Genomic DNA, 14,035 nt, shown 5'->3' with positions numbered 1-14,035 from the left:
TGATACTGATTTCAAATCATAAGTTAAGTCCGAAGTGGTTTTTTATAGTAGCTTGTGCATGACGTCGCCGATTTGAATGCTCCCTGAAAGCTCTGCTTGGTCAACAGTAAGCTCCGCTTCGTTTTCATACACGCGAGATACCGTTAGCGTAATATCGGTTTCAGTGACCTTGTTTCGTGGCAATCCACGTTGGTCGATGAACGAACCTGTATGCCACAATTGCAGTTTGTCGCCTTCCATCACACCATGAATGCGCCCGAGGTCGATTGTGATGGTGTTATCCCATTTGGCCACCACTTCTGGCAGCGTGATTTTACAAGAGACCTCTGACTCTAGGTCTAACATAATATTGCGGCTAACGCGCAGCATCATGTCGCCATAGGTCGAAGCCCAAAAGCGCGCACTACGAGTGTCGACTTGACTGGTTTTAGCAAACGGCCAACGTGCGACTTCGCGGTAATTGCGGTTATAGACTTCGTTGCCTGTCTTTCCATCAAATACTAGCATCTCTAAAGCAAACTGGCGGTTAATCACGTCATCACTGAGTAAACCACCTGCTTCAATGGTGGCAGTTAAATCTGTAATTACGCCCCCAATGATGTATTGAGCACCGGTATCTTCAGCGATCATTTTTAGCCGTTCTGGATAGCGCTTGTTAATTTCGAAATCGGTGGTACCGACAGAGACGAAGTTGGCAGACTGCTGATCTAGCTGACGATTGATTACGTTAGCGAAGTCATCGCCCACGCTATAGATTTGCCCCATTACCGCTTGTTGAGGAGAAGCAATATCGATATTGCCGACCAGAAAAGTCTTCTTATACTGGCTAACGTGGCAACCCGTTGCCGATGGGTAAATATCAATGCGGGCTTTGACAAACATGACGCCACTGCGAGTTTTCTGCTCATCAACCAAGATATAGCGCACTTCGCTGTTGGTAAATTGATATTCCTTTCTGTCGCTTTCTAAAAGAGGGCGTAGATTCGCAATACTGCCTATATCTGCACCAGAGAAGCTAACGGCTTTGAACAGAGCATCTTCCAAGGCATGGATACGTGCGACTTCTTCCGAAGAGACAACAGTGGCAGTCCCTGTCACTTCAAACCATGCCGCAGATGCCGTGGTAGCAAATACGCTTAGGTAAAGTGTGGAGAAGAAGAGAAGAAGCGATTTTTTCATATCTAGTTACCAAGTTGGTTCATTTCTTGCTTGTTAAATCTTAGCTGATTTAGGCATTGCCTTTCTAAATAGTTGCAAACTTAGAAAAGCAAGGAATGTTCCACTTTTAGAAGAGAGCTAAAAGATCTGACATTTTAAGCCTTAATGTATCGGAGATTTGAGAATGAAAAAATGGCTATCGCTAGTCCCAGTGGTGTTTCTCACTGCTTGTGCCTATGCTCCAATATATAACGGTAAAGAACCGTACCCAGGCTCGCAGTTTATGCTTATGGAGAGCCCGCGTCATACTCTTGACTTCTTTGTAGAGAGTATGACAGAAGACTTAATGGTTTCGAACACCAGTGTGTCTGCACGTACGCCAATTGCGGTTACCTCGTTTGTTGACCTACAAAACATGGATGCGACCAACTGGTTAGGTAACTCCGTGTCTGAAGGTTTTATCCATCAGTTCCAACGTCGCGGCTTTAAAGTGGTAGACTTCAAAACAACGGGGTCTATACAGGTAACGCATCAAGGTGATTTTGCCTTTAGTCGTGATTGGAAAGATTTGGCGCAAGAGCAAGATATTCAATACGTACTAACGGGTACGATGTTACGCCAAGAAGGCGGCGTATTGGTGAACGCTCGTGTTGTAGGCATGCAGTCGCGTGTTGTGGTTGCTACGGCGCAAGGCTTCTTACCAGCGGATCGTATTGGTCGAGATCTTGATACCCTTAATAGTATTCGTACCCAAGATGGTGTATTAATCCGTTCTGATCCAACGATTACTCAGCCTTACACGGTTATATTGCGTCCATAGGAGACAAGATGAAAAAGCTACTACTGCTGATTGTTGCTTTAGTTATGGTCGGTTGCCAACCTCTAACCGATATGCGTAAAGATGACTGGTTAACAGCCGTTGGTTATGCAAGCATCAGCGAACAAAAAGGCCGCAATGAAGAAGAAAAGCAAGTTCGTGCGATGCGTGCGTCTAAAATCGATGCTTATCGTGAGTTAGCCGAGCAAGTCTACGGGATGCGCGTAAGTGGCCGTGCTGACCTGCAAGACCAACGTCTAGGCACTGAACTGACATCTGGCGCTGTTGATGGTGTGATACGTGGTGCCGAAGTTGTGCGTAGTTATAAAGTCGGCGATAGCTATGTCACAGAGCTAAGACTAGATATTCAGAAAATGAATAAGCTACGTGATTATGGTGAGGTGCAAACCGTTCCTGAAAAACGTCAACAGACGCTCTTTTAAACCCCCAATCTCCGAACAAACAAAAAGCGGCAACCATTGGTTGCCGCTTTTTTGATTCCTATTGCTAAGCCTTGATATTAGTGCCTAACGTGGTGACATTCTTGGTTTGGCCTTCAGCAGTATAGGTCATACCTAATTTGCCTTGAGATTGCTGCATTAGGTTATTGAGTTTGTTAAAGCTAAGCTGTGCACGTTGCAGCGCTTGGCCATTTACTTCGTTGGCTTGTTGGCAATCACTGACTAAAGCGCGAATCTGATCAACCAGAGGGCTCAACTCTGGATCACTCGATAAGTTGTCTACTTCAGGGTGGCGACGAAGACGTTCGTCAGTGCTCTGCAACTGCTCAATTAACACTATCTTCTTTTTGGCGATGGCTTCGATATCTTTTGATACTCGATTCGCAATCGCAGCTCTTTCTTGCTCAAGAACTTCTGTCAGCTCTTGGGCATTTTTCAATTGAAATTCGATCAAACTTAGAATTGCAGCCATGGTCAACAATCTCGCAGATTACAGTCCGCCAAGCTCTTTTTCGAACTTAATCATATTGTCGGCGAGTTTTTGAGGATCGACATTGTATGAGCCGTTGGCAATCGCTTCTTTGATCGCGGCTACTTTTGCTTTGTCAAAGCTAGGTTGGCTAGCCATTTGATTATGCATTTCTCCCACCGCCTTGCCGTGTGAGCTGAGTGAAACTGAATCCTGAGCGACATCAGATTTTTTTGCTGAGTCTGAACTGCTTGTTGGACTGCTTTCGTTACGAACAGAACTACGCGTCGAAGTCGATAGCGTTTGCCCTGAGCGTATATTGTCAATACCTGCCATAATTGTTGAGCCTTTTGAAGATTTATCGATATGTACTGTCAATATCGACGAACACGGTTAAAACTTTAGCTTTTTTTAAAAAGTTCTAAAAGATGACCGTCACTTCTGAAATTCCAGTTACACGTCCTTCAATTATACGGTTGGATTTACTATTTTTCACCCTTATCTGTTCACCATGTGAACCATCTGTGAGCGCAACACCTTTTGTGGTAATCGTCATACCAGACTTGACGGCTTTAATTGTGACGGTTTCATTGCGACATACGACGCATATATCTCTAGCTTCTATAATGTCACCAGAGCGAAGGTTTTTCTTTGCTTTTGCGCCTATTACTGCATCAATTGTGGAAAAGCCTTGCCGCCTAAAGCGTTGTAAGTCTACCATATTAATAGTGATATCATGAGCAGCAATGATTTGCCCGCGTGATAGTGGCGTAGTGAGTACAACTTGGGGGCCTGTGCGAGTTAAACGTACAGGTACGTAGACTCGCCAGTCATCGTCGGGACATTCCACCAGTACGGTGATATTACTGGCGTTGGGGTTGGTCGATGAAGAAGAACTATTAAGTGCGGTAGGACAGTCAGTCGCAAAAATTCGGCTATCTAAATTTGCCGCTTTGGCCTCTAGTGTGCCACCTGAAGGCCACTCAATAGTTGCAAGAATGTACTCTTCTGCAGCTTGTTGAATAAGTTGAATTTGGTTTTCTGTTGCAGATGTCGCTGAAAAACTAAAGAAAAACAACAAAAAGCCGATAGACTTATAAAACTTTTTATAGAAAGCTCTACAATTAGTTATGGAAAATGAGCATAAGTGTGATTTGAAGTATGTCATTCTGTTTCTCTAAAGTTTTACATGGCCGTTAGTAGACTACCATTTTTTTTAGCATTAAAGTTTGAGATGGAGATGAGCTTATGTCGGGTATTCTTGATTCTGTGAATCAGCGTACGCAACTCGTCGGACAAAACCGATTAGAACTCCTAACTTTTCGCCTGATGGGGCGTCAACGTTATGGAATTAACGTATTTAAAGTAAAAGAGGTACTTCAGTGCCCTAAGCTTACTTCAATGCCAAACTTACACCGACTCGTCAAAGGTGTGGCTCATATTCGTGGCCATACTGTTTCTGTTATTGATTTAAGTCTGGCGGTGGGGGGCAGACCTACTACTGACGTCGAAAAAGCTTTTGTAGTTATTGCTGAATTTAACCGCACTATTCAGGCCTTTTTGGTTACTTCTGTCGAGCGTATTATTAATATGCACTGGGAAGCAATTTTGCCACCACCTGAAGGGGCTGGTAAATCCAATTACTTAACGGCTGTCACCAACATTGATAACGAGCTAGTTGAAATTCTCGATGTAGAAAAAATTCTTGCAGAAATCGCGCCAGTTGACGAGACAATGGATGCATCAATAGGCGAAGAGATTGCTCAGGTTGAGGCAGAAAAAGAGATTGTACGTCGTATTCTCATTGCGGATGACTCGACGGTTGCACGTAAGCAGGTTGAGCGCGCAATTACATCATTAGGATTTGAAGCCGTTGCTGTTATTGATGGTAAGCAAGCTTATGAGAAGCTAGTAGAAATGGCAGCTGAGGGCAGTATCTATGACCAGATTTCTTTGGTTATCTCAGATATCGAGATGCCGGAAATGGATGGCTATACACTAACAGCCGAAATAAGGCGTAACCCTGATCTTAAAGATCTTTATGTTATTCTTCACTCATCACTTAGTGGTGTATTTAACCAAGCGATGGTTGAGCGGGTAGGAGCTAACTCCTTTATTGCGAAATTCAACCCTGATGAGCTTGGTAATGCAGTAAAAGCTGCACTTACAGAATAAAAAGAGAAGTTAATGACAGCGATAACTATAAGCGATCAAGAGTATCGTGATTTCAGCCGATTCTTAGAGTCACAATGTGGTATTGTGCTTGGTGATAGTAAGCAGTACCTAGTCAGAAGCCGACTAAGCCCGCTCGTCACTAAGTTTAAGTTAGCGACTCTGTCTGACTTGCTTAGAGATGTGGTGACTGGGCGTAATCGTGAACTGCGTGTTGCCGCTGTTGATGCCATGACCACCAACGAGACACTGTGGTTTCGTGATACCTATCCATTTGAAGTGCTTGCTAACAAGTTGTTGCCAGAAGCGGCAGCCAATAAGCGCCCAATCAAAATTTGGTCAGCGGCAAGCTCTTCAGGTCAAGAGCCTTATTCTATGGCGATGACGATACTTGAGACTCAACAGCGCAAACCTGGCATGCTGCCTAGCGTGTCTATTACCGCTACTGATATCTCAGCGAGCATGCTTGATATGTGTCGTGCCGGTGTTTATGACAATTTGGCGTTAGGTCGAGGTCTTTCCCCTGAACGCCGACGCAACTTCTTTGAAGATGCCGGCGATGGCCGAATGAAGGTCAAAGACAATGTGAAGCGTCTGGTTAACTTCCGACCGCAGAACTTAATGGACAGTTATGCGTTACTGGGTAAGTTCGACATTATTTTCTGTCGTAACGTACTTATCTACTTTTCGCCAGATATGAAGTCGCAAGTATTGAACCAGATGGCAAATAGCTTAAACCCTGGTGGCTACTTGCTGTTGGGTGCGTCTGAATCTTTGACTGGCCTTACTGACCGGTTTGAGATGGTTCGATGTAACCCAGGTATTATTTACAAGCTCAAATAATCGAGTCTTAATCTTTCAAATGCCCAGCTTTATGCTGGGCATTTTTGTACTTAATCCCTATTTAACTTGTATACTTTTTTACGAGTCATTCCAAACTCTCTAGCATGATGTCGCCATATGAGTTGGCGTACTTATTGCTAATTATCCAATTGAAAGCAACCGCGGAACAAGTTTTTCTAAAGTTGGTACGCTAATTGCTTTTACATTTAATAGTAACGGTCAGTTCTTGAGTAGAGGTTAACATGGCTATTTCTTTCGACAACGCATTAGGTATCCACCAACACACGGTGGGCGTACGTGAGCGCAATGCTGAGGTGATTTCCACCAACATTGCTCAAGCGAACACTCCAGGCTACAAATCGAAAGGAATGGACTTCCAAAAGGCCTTGCAGGCGGCAACATCAGAGGCAAGCATCGGGCTTAGCCGTACTGATAGTCGGCATATTCCTGCCTCTACTAGGGTGACAGGGGAAGTAATGTATCGTCTTCCTACACAACCTGACACAGGTGACGGCAATACGGTTGATGTGGATTTAGAGCGTAACTTGTTTATGCAAAATCAAATCAGACACCAAGCCTCACTTGACTTCTTAGGAAGTAAATTCAAGAACTTAACTAAAGCAATTAAAGGTGGTAACTGATGAGCTTATTTAACGTTTTCAATGTAACTGGTTCTGCCATGAGCGCTGAATCTGTTCGTCTAAATACGACCTCAAGTAACTTAGCCAATGCGGACAGTGTCTCTAGTTCTGCGAAAGATACTTATAAAGCCCGCCATGCTGTGTTCGGTGCGGAGTTAAGTAAGGCAAAGTATGGCCGCGACCATACGGTGCCAGTGAAAGTGATGGGTATTGTAGAAAGCGATAAGCCGCTAGATGCGGAGTACAACCCTGACCATCCACTCGCAAATGATGAAGGGTATATCTACAAACCTAACGTTAATGTGATGGAAGAGATGGCTAACATGATTTCTGCTTCACGTTCTTACCAAACGAACGTTCAAGTAGCAGATGCAAGCAAACAAATGCTGCTGCGTACGCTGCAGATGGGTCAATAAGGATAGGAGGTAACTATGGCCGATGGCATTAATAATGTTGGTCAAAGCGGCTTGTCCTATGTAGACCAGCTTAAACAGCTTCAGGACAAGAACAAGCCCAACGAGACAACAGGTAAGCAGGATCTTAAACAAGAAGACTTCTTATCTCTGCTCACTAAGCAACTTGCCCAGCAAGACCCATTTAAGCCGGTTAGCAATGACCAGATGATTGCACAGATGGCGTCATTTGCGACGGTGGACGGAATCGGCAAGATGAACAATCAGTTTGAAACACTGAATGCGTCGATGACTTCTAACCAAGCACTTCAAGCCTCTTCTCTTGTCGGCCGAGACGTTCTCGTCCCAGGCGCAGCAGGGGTTAAGGCTGATGACGGCTCAATGGCTGCCATGGTGAAACTCCCTCAATCTGTCGATAACTTGATGGTGAGAGTGGAAGACCAAATGGGTCAGCTGATCCGCACCTTCGATGTAGGCTCTAAACCTCCGGGTGACAGCCGAATTGAATGGGACGGTAAAGATCAAAACGGTAATCCATTGCCGGCAGGTAAATACAATGTGAAAGCATCGGGTTTACTAGATGGCAAGGCCAAAGAGTTTGAGGTTTCGACCTACGCTAATGTAAACAGCGTTCTCTTAGGTAAAGGCGATGGTAACGTACTACTCAATCTGGCTGGCTTTGAGTCGCCAGTTCGACTTGCTGAAGTACTAGAAGTTGGCAAAGCGTAACTCTTAAGTAGATATGCTAGCTAGATAGGAGATTTTGGAATGTCATATGTTGCACTAAGCGGTTTGTCCGCAGCTCAGTTAGATCTGAACACAACCAGTAACAACATTGCGAACGCAAATACATTCGGCTTTAAAGAGTCACGTGCAGAGTTCGGCGATGTTTACTCAAATTCACTGTTTACTCATGCGAAGACAACTCCTGGACAAGGTGTTCAAGCGGCTAAGGTTGCTCAGCAGTTTCACGAGGGTTCTAGTATTTATACTAATAACCCGATGGATTTGCGGATTAGCGGCACTGGCTTCTTCGCGGTGGCAAAAGATCGCCTAACGCCAACGACCAATGAGTTAACCCGTAATGGTGCTTTCCATCTTAACCGTGATAACTATATGGTTACGGCGAACGATGAGTTTTTGCTAGGTTATCAGGTGAATAAAGATACTGGTGATGTTCTCTCTTACGAGCCATCGCCAATCAACATTCCAAAAGAGTTCGGTAAGCCAAAGCAGACATCAAACATTGATGTAGGTGTTAACCTTCCTGCTGGTGGTGATCTAAAAGATCCTGCGTTATTTGATTACACCGACCCTGAAACTTACAACCGTTCGACTTCATCGACTATTTATGACTCTATGGGTCAATCGTACAAGCTGACGACTTACTACCTAAAAGATCAAACTCAACCAAACACTTGGCAGACTTACTATACGGTCACCGACAGTGCGGGTGAGAAGCCGATCAATATTGTGGGTGGTGATGCGACAGCACCTACAGGTCATATTGGTCACACCATGAAGTTCAATAATGATGGTACCTTAGCCAGCCTTAACAATGGTCAAAACATTGTGTCTGAGGCGTTAGGCACAGGTGCTAACCCAATTGAACTGAATGGTGCGGATGTCAATCAGGTTCTGTCATTTGGCCTACAAGATGCGACTCAGTTCGCTGCTCCGTTTGAATTAACTAAGTTTGATGAAGATGGTGCAACGACAGGCTTCCTGACCAAGGTTGACTTTGATGAGAATGGTAGCGTTTTGGGTACATATTCTAATGGTGAAAACATCGTTCTTGGCCGTGTTTCATTGGTTCGTGTAGCGAATGAGCAAGGTCTAGATAAGAAGGGTGGCACTCAATGGGATTCTACTCAATTCTCTGGTGATAAGATCTGGGGTGAATCTAACAAAGGCTCTTTCGGTACGATCACTAGTGGTACTCTAGAGCAGTCGAATATCGACATGACCCAAGAGCTGGTTGACTTGATTTCTGCGCAACGCAACTTCCAAGCTAACTCTCGCTCGTTAGAAGTGCACAACCAAACGCAACAGAACATCCTACAGATTCGCTAATCTTTGTAAGGTATTCTTAGCGAGATGTCGCAATCATCTGAATAGCAAGCTGGTGGCAATGATCAGCTTGCTATTGTTGCCCCTACGGCAAATCCTTCCGAAAATCCTCTCATACCCTTGCCGTTTTTTTACTTAATGACTTGATTTTTAAGTAAAAATAAAACTGGCACGCCAATTGCTTTTATTGATCTGAATTGTGATTTTTGGAGCAAATTATGGATCGTGCACTGTTTCTCGCTATGAGCGGCGCCAAGCAAAATATGCAGGCTTTGCAGCTCAGAGCAAACAACTTGGCGAACGTCAGTACCACGGGCTTCCGTGCTGATTTGGCGCAAGCTCGCTCAATGCAAGCGTATGGCGATGGTCTACCAAGCCGTGTGTTTAGCATGACAGAGCGTCCGGGACATAATTTCCAACAAGGCAGCGTGATTACCACTGGGCGTGACTTAGACGTCACTCTCCAAGGTGATGGCTGGATCTCTGTACTGGATAAAACGGGTAAAGAAGGTCTTACGCGCAACGGTAACCTAAAGATTGATGTCAACGGCTTGTTGGTCAGCGGCAACGGTAATCTTGTTCTAGGTGAAACGGGTGCACCAATCACATTGCCAATCCCAATTAGTAAAGTTGAGATTGGTAACGACGGCACGATTTCTGTTGTTCCTCAAGGCGCTCCAGCCGATGCAATTGAAGTGGTTGACCGTATTAAACTCACTCGCACCAACAATCAATCACTATTCAAAGATATTAACGGCTTGTTCCGTGCAAAAGATCCTAATGCGGCATACGAAGCGGATGCCAGTGTAAAACTGCTCACAGGCGCAATTGAAGGTAGTAATGTCAATGCTATTGGCGAGATGACCAATTTAATTGACTTGCAACGTCAGTTTGAAATGCAAGTAAAAATGATGAGCACAGCAGAAGATATGGACAAAGCGTCTGATTCTCTGCTTCGTATGAGCTAACAGATTCTAGGAGAGAGCTATGCATCCGGCACTATGGGTAAGTAAAACGGGCTTAGACGCTCAACAAACCAACATTTCAACCATTTCAAACAACTTGGCGAACGCTTCAACCGTTGGTTATAAAAAGAGCCGTGCGGTTTTTGAAGATTTGTTTTATCAGAACATCAATCAGCCAGGTGGTCAGTCTTCTCAGAATACTGAATTGCCAAGCGGCTTGATGCTAGGCGCAGGTTCTAAAGTTGTCGCGACACAAAAAGTCCATACTCAAGGTAATACTCAAACAACTAACAATAGCCTTGATATGATGATTGAAGGTGACGGCTTCTTCCAGATTCTGATGCCAGACGGCAACATCGGCTATTCTCGTAACGGTCAATTTACTGTTAACGACGAAGGGGTCATTGTGACTTCAGGTGCAGGTTATGCCCTTGAGCCTGAAATTGCTATCCCAGAAGATGCGATTAGCATTACGGTGGGTACGGATGGTGAGGTATCTGTTCGCGTTCGTGGTCAGCAAGACAACCAAGTGGTTGGTCAGATTGCGACGGTCGATTTCATTAACCCAGGTGGTTTAGAGCCAATTGGTCAAAACCTTTACCTACCAACAGGTGCGAGTGGTGATCCACAAGAGGGCGTACCAGGCTTTGACGGTTTTGGTGAAGTCAGACAATCGATGCTAGAAACCTCCAACGTTAACGTGACCGAAGAGCTAGTGAATATGATCGAAGCTCAGCGTGTGTATGAAATGAATTCTAAGGTCATCTCTGCTGTCGATAAGATGATGAGCTTCGTGAATCAGCAGCTGTAATCACTGCTTAGGGTGGAGATAAAAAATGAAACGCATAATCGCACTTTTTACAGTGGCAGTGGTGTCTGGATGCTCGATGTTAGAGCCGCCAATTGAAACCCCAGATGTGACTCAAGGCACGACGACTGTCGATGCTGTTGAGGGGGATAAATCGGAGCAGGAAAGTTCTGGGCTAATTGATTCTCTACGTAATCGTACAGACCCTGTTTCAGGTGATCCAGCTTGGGCTCCAATTCACCCTAAGCACAAACCTGAGCACTATGCAGCGGAAACGGGCTCACTATTCAATACGGCAAGCACCAATAGCTTATATGATGACTCTAAACCGCGTGGCATCGGAGATATCATCACAGTAACACTTGATGAGAGCACCAAAGCGGCTAAAAGCTCTGATGCAGATCTATCGAAAAACAATGATGCGTCAATGGACCCATTAGAAGTTGGTGGGCAGCAACTGAATATTGGCGACTATAATTTTTCGTATAACTTAAGTAATGACAACAAGTTCAAGGGCAGTGCGGCAGCCAACCAGAGCAACAGTATTTCTGGCTCAATTACAGTTGAAGTTATCGAGGTACTGGCCAACGGCAACTTGATTATTCGCGGTGAAAAGTGGCTAACACTTAATACTGGCGATGAGTACATTCGCTTAAGTGGCACTATCCGTCCAGATGACATTAAGTACGATAATACAATTGCGTCGAATCGAATTTCTAATGCTCGTATTCAGTACTCAGGCACTGGAACGCAGCAAGATATGCAAGAACCGGGATTCTTGGCACGATTCTTTAATGTCTCCCTATAAATCCATCTGATGCCGCTTTTTTGGCAGCGTGTAAAGTGGGCATAGAGATTAGAGCAAGGGTATGATCATGAAAAAGTTGTTTCTCTTTTTAACCAGTATGATGTTTGTCGCGACGTCAGTTCAGGCCGCGCGTATCAAAGATGTTTCGCAAGTCGCTGGTGTGCGTAGTAACCAATTGGTTGGCTATGGTTTGGTCACAGGTTTACCTGGTACTGGAGAATCAACACCTTTTACCGATCAAAGCTTTAATGCAATGTTGCAAAACTTTGGCATTCAAATGCCACCGGGCACAAAGCCAAAAAGCAAGAACGTTGCTGCCGTGATTGTAACTGCTGAGCTGCCTGCCTTTTCAAAGCAAGGTCAAACCATTGATGTGACCGTGTCTTCGATAGGTTCGGCTAAAAGCCTACGAGGCGGGACGCTAATGCAAACAATGCTAAAAGGTCTCGATGGGCAAATCTATGCCGTAGCACAGGGCAACCTTGTCGTTAGTGGTTTTAGTGCAACAGGGGCGGACGGCTCAAAAATTGTCGGCAATAACCCGACAGCGGGCATGATTTCTAATGGCGCTATGGTTGAGCGTGAGATACCCACTCCGTTTAGCCGTGGTGACTACATCACGTTTAACCTGCTTGAATCTGATTTTACCACTGCGCAGCGCATGGCTGATGCGGTAAACAATTTCCTTGGTCCTCAAATGGCATCTGCGGTTGATGCGACGTCTGTGAAGGTTCGTGCACCGCGTGACATTACTCAACGCGTGGCTTTCTTATCTGCGATTGAAAATATCGAATTTAATCCTGCCGAAGGCTCGGCAAAAATCATTGTCAACTCACGCACTGGTACGATAGTGGTGGGTAAGCATGTGCGTTTGAAGCCTGCGGCGGTCACCCATGGCGGCATGACAGTGGCGATTAAAGAAAACCTCAATGTTAGTCAGCCTAACGCGTTTGGTGGCGGAGAGACTGTTGTCGTGCCAGATACGGATATCGAGGTAACGGAAGAGCAAGGTAAAATGTTTAAGTTTGAGCCGGGTCTGACATTGGATGATCTGGTTCGAGCGGTGAATGAAGTTGGTGCAGCACCTTCGGACTTAATGGCAATTCTGCAAGCGCTTAAGCAAGCAGGGGCGATTGAAGGTCAACTGATCGTTATCTAAGGAGTAGAGCATGATTAACAATGGCAATGACATCGGCTTTATTCACGATATTGCAGGTTTAGATAAATTACGTAAGCAAGCAGTGGAAGGTGACGAAGGTAGTGAAAAAGCAGCGCTAACCGCGGCAGCAAAGCAATTTGAAGCGATTTTTACCTCGATGCTGTTCAAATCCATGCGTGATGCCAACTCGACTTTTGAGTCTGGTTTGATGGACAGTCAAAACCAGCAGTTTTATCGACAAATGATGGACGAGCAGATGTCCAGTGAGCTAAGCGCTTCTGGCTCACTTGGCTTAGCCGATATGATTGTCGCTCAACTTTCTACAGGCAGCGTTGAAAATCAGAGTGCCAAAGCGCGCAATGAAGATTTTGAAGCTGTTATGGAGAAAATTGACCGTATTCGCCATGAACGCGCTGATGCAACCAGCGTTGAATTACCTTCACAGTCGCAACCTTCTCGCTTTGAGTCGCCGGAAACTTTCGTGACTTCAATGAAGCCTTATGCTGAAAAAGCGGCAAGAGCGCTTGGCATCGACTCATCGCTTCTATTAGCGCAGGCTGCGTTAGAAACGGGTTGGGGGCAGAAAGTAGTTAATAACTCTCGTGGCAGCAGTAATAACCTATTCAATATTAAGGCAGATCGAAGCTGGTCAGGTGATAAAGTCTCTACGCAAACTTTAGAGTATCATCAAGGCGTACCGGTTAAAGAGAACGCAGCTTTCCGCTCGTATGCTAACTATGAAGAGAGTTTTAACGACTACGTACGTTTTCTTAATGAAAACCCTCGCTATACCACAGCTTTACGTCATGGCGGCAACAACGAAGACTTTATTCGTGGTATCCATCAAGCAGGCTATGCAACCGATCCTAGATACGCAGATAAAGTTCTTAGCGTAAAAGCGCGTATTGATCAGATGTAAGGAAGGGGTGGACTTCGTCCTGAGATGCTGGAACGGGCTTCGCCCTGTGGATCGCTTCGCTGCTGGAAAACTAGATTGGCGAGCACAAACAAAGCAGTTTAAATTTTCTAGTTTTCCGTCATTTCCTAGACTGACGAAGGAAGTAGTAGTGAATCTCTACAGGTTTTCTACCTGCTTTTCGAGATCCCCAACTCGTTCGTGCCTCACTCTTGAGGATGACAAATTAACCTGTTGAAATAAAAGGGTTGACACTAATTGCCGACCCTCAAAAATTTCTCCAGCTCTCCAGCTCTCCAGCTCTCCAGCTCTCCAGCTCTCCAGCTCTCCAGCTC

17 protein-coding genes are annotated in these 14,035 nt (G+C 45.1%); 13 read left to right on the top strand and 4 right to left on the bottom strand.

The features are described 5' to 3' along the window. Window positions 1-42: 42 nt before the first annotated feature. Window positions 43-1,179, bottom strand: coding sequence for a flagellar assembly protein FlgT (locus IX91_RS11145; RefSeq protein ID WP_004746785.1), 1,137 nt, complete (start codon window positions 1,177-1,179; stop codon window positions 43-45). A gap of 163 nt (window positions 1,180-1,342) precedes the next feature. Between IX91_RS11145 and IX91_RS11140 the strand changes: the two genes are divergently transcribed. Continuing rightward, a complete protein-coding gene (locus IX91_RS11140) occupies window positions 1,343-1,978 on the top strand; it encodes a FlgO family outer membrane protein (protein ID WP_004746784.1) in 636 nt (211 codons plus the stop codon). A gap of 8 nt (window positions 1,979-1,986) precedes the next feature. Then, on the top strand, window positions 1,987-2,418 hold the full coding sequence (gene flgP / locus IX91_RS11135) for a flagellar assembly lipoprotein FlgP (RefSeq protein ID WP_004746782.1): 432 nt from the start codon (window positions 1,987-1,989) through the stop codon (window positions 2,416-2,418). Window positions 2,419-2,482: 64 nt separating this feature from the next. Here the strand turns inward: flgP and IX91_RS11130 are convergent, their stop codons facing one another. The 3 genes from IX91_RS11130 to flgA all read right to left on the bottom strand — a co-directional run bounded on the left by IX91_RS11130 (window position 2,483) and on the right by flgA (window position 4,073). Beyond that, the gene (locus tag IX91_RS11130; RefSeq protein WP_004746781.1) at window positions 2,483-2,908 is read right to left on the bottom strand and encodes a flagella synthesis protein FlgN; all 426 of its coding nucleotides are present in this window, start codon (window positions 2,906-2,908) and stop codon (window positions 2,483-2,485) included. Window positions 2,909-2,926: 18 nt separating this feature from the next. Beyond that, a complete protein-coding gene (gene flgM, locus IX91_RS11125; RefSeq protein ID WP_004746778.1) occupies window positions 2,927-3,241 on the bottom strand; it encodes a flagellar biosynthesis anti-sigma factor FlgM in 315 nt (104 codons plus the stop codon). Window positions 3,242-3,326: 85 nt separating this feature from the next. Then, on the bottom strand, window positions 3,327-4,073 hold the full coding sequence (gene flgA, locus IX91_RS11120; RefSeq protein ID WP_004746776.1) for a flagellar basal body P-ring formation chaperone FlgA: 747 nt from the start codon (window positions 4,071-4,073) through the stop codon (window positions 3,327-3,329). A gap of 80 nt (window positions 4,074-4,153) precedes the next feature. Here flgA and IX91_RS11115 point away from each other — a divergent pair, with 80 nt between their 5' ends. The 11 genes from IX91_RS11115 (at window position 4,154) to flgJ (ending at window position 13,703) form a co-directional block, all read left to right on the top strand. Then, window positions 4,154-5,080, top strand: coding sequence for a chemotaxis protein CheV (locus IX91_RS11115; protein WP_004746774.1), 927 nt, complete (start codon window positions 4,154-4,156; stop codon window positions 5,078-5,080). Window positions 5,081-5,092: 12 nt separating this feature from the next. Beyond that, window positions 5,093-5,920, top strand: coding sequence for a protein-glutamate O-methyltransferase (locus IX91_RS11110; RefSeq protein ID WP_004746773.1), 828 nt, complete (start codon window positions 5,093-5,095; stop codon window positions 5,918-5,920). 242 nt (window positions 5,921-6,162) lie between these two features. Further along, window positions 6,163-6,561: a flagellar basal body rod protein FlgB gene (gene flgB, locus IX91_RS11105; protein ID WP_004746771.1), complete on the top strand. Its 399-nt coding sequence runs from the start codon at window positions 6,163-6,165 to the stop codon at window positions 6,559-6,561. Continuing rightward, window positions 6,561-6,977, top strand: coding sequence for a flagellar basal body rod protein FlgC (gene flgC / locus IX91_RS11100; RefSeq protein ID WP_004746770.1), 417 nt, complete (start codon window positions 6,561-6,563; stop codon window positions 6,975-6,977). The genes flgB and flgC overlap by 1 nt, the downstream gene beginning before the upstream one ends. Window positions 6,978-6,992: 15 nt before the next feature. Continuing rightward, window positions 6,993-7,703, top strand: a complete 711-nt coding sequence (flgD, locus tag IX91_RS11095; protein ID WP_004746769.1) for a flagellar hook assembly protein FlgD — start codon at window positions 6,993-6,995, stop codon at window positions 7,701-7,703. A gap of 39 nt (window positions 7,704-7,742) precedes the next feature. Beyond that, window positions 7,743-9,047 (top strand): flagellar hook protein FlgE, encoded by a 1,305-nt coding sequence (flgE, locus tag IX91_RS11090; protein WP_004746766.1) that lies wholly within the window; start codon window positions 7,743-7,745, stop codon window positions 9,045-9,047. A 215-nt stretch (window positions 9,048-9,262) separates the two neighbouring features. After that, window positions 9,263-10,012, top strand: coding sequence for a flagellar basal-body rod protein FlgF (gene flgF, locus IX91_RS11085; protein WP_004746765.1), 750 nt, complete (start codon window positions 9,263-9,265; stop codon window positions 10,010-10,012). Between the two features lie 19 nt (window positions 10,013-10,031). Further along, window positions 10,032-10,820 (top strand): flagellar basal-body rod protein FlgG, encoded by a 789-nt coding sequence (gene flgG / locus IX91_RS11080; protein ID WP_004746763.1) that lies wholly within the window; start codon window positions 10,032-10,034, stop codon window positions 10,818-10,820. A 25-nt stretch (window positions 10,821-10,845) separates the two neighbouring features. After that, entirely contained in the window at window positions 10,846-11,625 is a 780-nt protein-coding gene (gene flgH, locus IX91_RS11075; protein WP_004746762.1) for a flagellar basal body L-ring protein FlgH, read from the top strand. Window positions 11,626-11,692: 67 nt separating this feature from the next. After that, window positions 11,693-12,784, top strand: a complete 1,092-nt coding sequence (locus tag IX91_RS11070; RefSeq protein WP_004746760.1) for a flagellar basal body P-ring protein FlgI — start codon at window positions 11,693-11,695, stop codon at window positions 12,782-12,784. Window positions 12,785-12,794: 10 nt separating this feature from the next. Beyond that, a complete protein-coding gene (gene flgJ, locus IX91_RS11065; protein ID WP_004746759.1) occupies window positions 12,795-13,703 on the top strand; it encodes a flagellar assembly peptidoglycan hydrolase FlgJ in 909 nt (302 codons plus the stop codon). The last annotated feature ends 332 nt before the right edge of the window (window positions 13,704-14,035 follow it).

Source organism: Vibrio tubiashii ATCC 19109, from assembly GCF_000772105.1.
GTDB lineage: Bacteria > Pseudomonadota > Gammaproteobacteria > Enterobacterales > Vibrionaceae > Vibrio > Vibrio tubiashii.
This window is presented reverse-complemented; position numbering and strand designations above follow the sequence as displayed.

Bases quoted from the DNA above. Each gene is read 5' to 3' on its own strand.
- IX91_RS11145 (WP_004746785.1), bottom strand. From the start codon at position 1,179: ATGAAAAAATCGCTTCTTCTCTTCTTCTCCACACTTTACCTAAGCGTA.
- IX91_RS11140 (WP_004746784.1), top strand. From the start codon at position 1,343: ATGAAAAAATGGCTATCGCTAGTCCCAGTGGTGTTTCTCACTGCTTGT.
- flgP (WP_004746782.1), top strand. From the start codon at position 1,987: ATGAAAAAGCTACTACTGCTGATTGTTGCTTTAGTTATGGTCGGTTGC.
- IX91_RS11130 (WP_004746781.1), bottom strand. From the start codon at position 2,908: ATGGCTGCAATTCTAAGTTTGATCGAATTTCAATTGAAAAATGCCCAA.
- flgM (WP_004746778.1), bottom strand. From the start codon at position 3,241: ATGGCAGGTATTGACAATATACGCTCAGGGCAAACGCTATCGACTTCG.
- flgA (WP_004746776.1), bottom strand. From the start codon at position 4,073: ATGACATACTTCAAATCACACTTATGCTCATTTTCCATAACTAATTGT.
- IX91_RS11115 (WP_004746774.1), top strand. From the start codon at position 4,154: ATGTCGGGTATTCTTGATTCTGTGAATCAGCGTACGCAACTCGTCGGA.
- IX91_RS11110 (WP_004746773.1), top strand. From the start codon at position 5,093: ATGACAGCGATAACTATAAGCGATCAAGAGTATCGTGATTTCAGCCGA.
- flgB (WP_004746771.1), top strand. From the start codon at position 6,163: ATGGCTATTTCTTTCGACAACGCATTAGGTATCCACCAACACACGGTG.
- flgC (WP_004746770.1), top strand. From the start codon at position 6,561: ATGAGCTTATTTAACGTTTTCAATGTAACTGGTTCTGCCATGAGCGCT.
- flgD (WP_004746769.1), top strand. From the start codon at position 6,993: ATGGCCGATGGCATTAATAATGTTGGTCAAAGCGGCTTGTCCTATGTA.
- flgE (WP_004746766.1), top strand. From the start codon at position 7,743: ATGTCATATGTTGCACTAAGCGGTTTGTCCGCAGCTCAGTTAGATCTG.
- flgF (WP_004746765.1), top strand. From the start codon at position 9,263: ATGGATCGTGCACTGTTTCTCGCTATGAGCGGCGCCAAGCAAAATATG.
- flgG (WP_004746763.1), top strand. From the start codon at position 10,032: ATGCATCCGGCACTATGGGTAAGTAAAACGGGCTTAGACGCTCAACAA.
- flgH (WP_004746762.1), top strand. From the start codon at position 10,846: ATGAAACGCATAATCGCACTTTTTACAGTGGCAGTGGTGTCTGGATGC.
- IX91_RS11070 (WP_004746760.1), top strand. From the start codon at position 11,693: ATGAAAAAGTTGTTTCTCTTTTTAACCAGTATGATGTTTGTCGCGACG.
- flgJ (WP_004746759.1), top strand. From the start codon at position 12,795: ATGATTAACAATGGCAATGACATCGGCTTTATTCACGATATTGCAGGT.